The organism is Okeania sp. SIO2F4 (assembly GCF_010672385.1).
Classification (GTDB): domain Bacteria; phylum Cyanobacteriota; class Cyanobacteriia; order Cyanobacteriales; family Microcoleaceae; genus Trichodesmium.
The window spans coordinates 1-4,032 of record NZ_JAAHGT010000889.1; the positions used below are offsets into that span (position 1 = coordinate 1).

1 protein-coding gene is annotated in these 4,032 nt (G+C 38.8%); it reads left to right on the forward strand.

Annotated elements, in window-relative coordinates; all coding sequences use genetic code 11:
• The first annotated feature begins 904 nt into the window (after positions 1–904).
• Positions 905–4,000 (forward strand): phosphoenolpyruvate carboxylase, encoded by a 3,096-nt coding sequence (ppc, locus tag F6K22_RS34510; protein WP_293108829.1) that lies wholly within the window; start codon positions 905–907, stop codon positions 3,998–4,000.
• Positions 4,001–4,032: the final 32 nt, after the last annotated feature.

Here is a 4,032-nt window from a genome sequence, read left to right on the forward strand (position 1 = left end):
TTTATAACACCAAATCCGGTTATGAAAAGCTAGTTTGTCCAAATCCTTCTAACCCTTCTGCCTTCTCCCCTCTGCCTTCTGCCTTACCCTCACAATAAACCTTCTTTCTCAACCGGATTTAGTATAAATGTTCATCCGGACATGATATATGATGCACTAAAGATACGGTCTGGTTTTCCACTTACCGAAAATTTATGATGATCGGGAGAAAACTAGAACTGAAGAATAGCTCAAATATTAGGAAAACATTAACAAAATTAGTATCACACTGGTGAAGTGATGTAGTTTAAAAGTGTTTTAATACAGTAACCTCTAATGTTGGCTGTTGGAAGACCAGTATTTCACTATACTATAAAATTTAGTAAGTCTATAGCTTAAATTTTCTTAAGGTGATGTGATAAATTTTTGAGCAGTATAAAAAAAACTATTCTCTTGATGTTTAAGAGAAATTTGAGAGAATATTTATAAATAAAGACTAATATCATGTCCGGTTGAATACTTATAAATAAACGACGGAGTCATCAGGAGTCAGAACTCAGGAGTCAGGAGGGAAGAAAGAAGAAGCAAGAAAGAAGAAGAAAGAATAAAGAGGAGGAAAAGGAGAAAGTTTTTTTGATCGCGCTCTTATCCGGACATGATATAACTACTCTTGAGCCTATGCCTTGCCCTGTTTGCTCCTCTCCTGCAAAACGGGGAACCAGAAAGTAAATTTGCTTTTTATTAATAAAGTTGAATCAGGAAAATTTAATTAGCAATAGGGAGATATTAACTTATAGATTAGACAAAAAAATATTAGTACAGCCTATTTTCAGACATTGATACTATTAAATCCCGTCTAATGAGGGAAACAGTATCAAAAAATACATTGATTTTTGATGTTAGCAGTTATGGAGGAACAAGTAATATGAATTCACTATTACACTCAGAACAGACAATGCTAGAATCAGGGTTCAAAAATGCCCCAATAACAGCCTCGGATCGGTTTCTGCGTAATCGAATCAAAATAGTTGAAGATTTGTGGGAGTCAGTGCTAAGGCAAGAATGTGGCCAAGAATTGGTGGATATACTCCAGAAGATGCGCTCGGTTCATTCCCCAGAAGGACAAGCTCCTGACTTTATAGGTTCAGAAATTGAACAACTGATTGAACAACTAGAACTCAAAGATGCAATTCGAGCTGCCCGGGCTTTTGCTCTATATTTTCAGCTAATCAATATTGTAGAACAACATTATGAACAAAGAATTCAACAACTAGCTTACTCTCACAACAATAGTTCAGGAAAACTAATCTTTAAAGATGATGTAGCTAAGGATGGTGAGAGTTGTTCGCTGCGGGTTGGAAGTATACCAATATGGAACGATAACAGAACTAAACCAGAAGGAGAGGGTACATTTCATTATCTATTTCCTCTACTACAGACTCTCAATGTACCATATCAATTAATTCAACGATTAATTGATAACTTAGACATCCGTTTGGTTTTTACAGCACACCCTACAGAAATTGTTCGTCGTACAATTAGAACAAAACAGCGACGCATTGCCAAAATTCTCCAAGAACTCGATCAAGTAGATGACAGCTTTTCTGAACTACAGGTAGATGAAGAAGAGGAATATTCTTTGGTTTCATCTTGGGAAACAGAATCTCTCAAGAAACAGTTAACAGAAGAAATTCTTTTGTGGTGGCGTACAGATGAACTACACCAATTTAAACCTACTGTACTGGATGAGGTAGAAACTACTCTTCATTATTTTAACGAAGTTCTGTTTGACGCTACTCCCCAACTGCATCGTAGGTTTAAGCAAGCCTTACATAGTTCTTTCCCTTATCTGAAACCACCGAGTTACAATTTTTGTAAGTTTGGTTCATGGGTGGGAGCAGACCGTGATGGAAATCCTTTTTGTACACCACCAGTTACTTGGCAAACTGCCTGCTATCAACGTCAGATAGTATTGGATAAATATATTCATGCTGTCGATCGCCTCAAAGAACTTTTAAGTTTGTCTTTGCATTGGAGTGATGTTTTACCAGAATTGCTGGACTCCTTAGATCGTGACCATTTGCAAATGTCTGAAGTATACGAGCAATGGGCAATTCGCTATCGTCAAGAACCTTATCGCTTGAAGTTGTCTTACGTGAAAAAGCGTTTAGAAAATACTCGCGATCGTAACTGGCGTTTATATAATGGTGATGAAATTCAAAGAGCAAAAGAAGTTCTCTCTCAAGGTCGAGAAAAAACAGATATTTATCAGTCTAGTGCTGATTTTTTGGCTGAATTACAACTAATCCAGCGTAACCTTGAAGAAACTGGTTTAAGTTCTAGTGACTTAGAAAATCTGATCTCTCAGGTAGAAATTTTTGGTTTTAATTTAGCGCGACTTGATCTTCGTCAGGAGTCTTCTGTACATGAGGCTGTAATTCAGGAAGTTACTGAATATTTACAAATTCTGCCTAAACCTTATATAGAAATGTCGGAAGCAGAGCGGACTGAGTGGTTATCAACAGAGTTGCCTACTCGTCGCCCCTTAATTCCCACAGAGTTACCTTTTTCTGAGAGAACCTGCGAAATCATTAACACTTTCCGAATGCTGCGACAACTGCAGGTAGAGTTTGGTCAAGAAATTTGCCAAACCTATATTATTAGTATGAGTCGGGATGTTAGCGATTTATTAGAAGTGTTGTTGTTAGCTCAAGAGGCTGGACTTTACGATCCGGCAACTGGTGCGAGTAGCATTCAGGTGGTTCCTTTATTTGAGACAGTGGAAGACTTGAGAAATGCTCCCCGGGTCATGCAGGATTTATTTAAGTTGCCTCTATATCAAGCTGCACTTGCTGGTGGGTATGAGAAATTGCAAGAACAACCCAATTCTCAATTTAACTCTGAGTTAGAAACTCCTTATCTGCAAGAAGTGATGTTGGGTTACTCTGATAGTAATAAGGATTCTGGGTTCTTGAGTAGTAACTGGGAAATTCATAAGGCTCAAAAAGCTTTACATAAGATAGGTATGGAGTATGGCATTGCCTTGCGGATATTTCATGGTCGTGGTGGTTCTGTAGGACGCGGTGGCGGTCCAGCTTATAAAGCGATTTTGGCTCAACCTGGTAAGAGTATTAGCGGTCGGATTAAGATTACTGAACAGGGTGAGGTACTTGCTTCTAAATATTCTCTGCCTCAGTTAGCAATGTTTAACTTGGAAAATGTTACTACTGCGGTGATTCAAGCTAGTTTGCTACATACGGGGTTTGATGAAATTGAAAGCTGGAATGAGATTATGGAGGAGTTTGCGGTGCGATCGCGTACCCATTACCGAAATTTGATTTATGAACAAGAGGATTTAGTAGAATTTTTCTATCAAGTTACTCCGATTCAGGAAATTAGTCAACTACAGATTAGTTCTCGTCCAGCTCGACGGAAGAATGATAAGAAGAAGACAATTTCTGGTTTACGGGCAATTCCTTGGGTGTTTAGTTGGACTCAAAGTCGCTTCCTCTTACCTGCTTGGTATGGAGTGGGAACTGCTTTACAAGAGTTTGTGCAACAAGAACCAGAAGAACACCTGAAACTTTTGCAATACTTTTATCTGAAGTGGCCGTTTTTCACTACTGTCATTTCTAAAGTGGAGATGACTGTGGCAAAGGTAGATTTGCAAATTGCTCATTATTATGTGCGCGAATTATCTAAACCAGAAGATCGAGAACGGTTTGAGCAGTTGTTTGAGCAAATTGCGACTGAATATCGTTTAACACGGGATTTAGTGCTACAAATTTCTGGTCATCAGCGACCTTTGGATGGAGATCCAGATCTACAGCGTTCTGTACAATTACGAAATGCGACTATTATTCCTCTGGGTATGTTGCAGGTAGCTTTGCTGAAACGTCTGCGCCAGCATGATACGGGTACACTTGGTGTAATTCATTCTCGTTATAGTAAGAGTGAGTTATTGCGTGGTGCTTTGTTGACTCTTAATGGTATTGCTGCTGGTATGCGGAATACAGGTTGATAACAAGGGAGGAGTCAGGAGTCAGGAGGGAA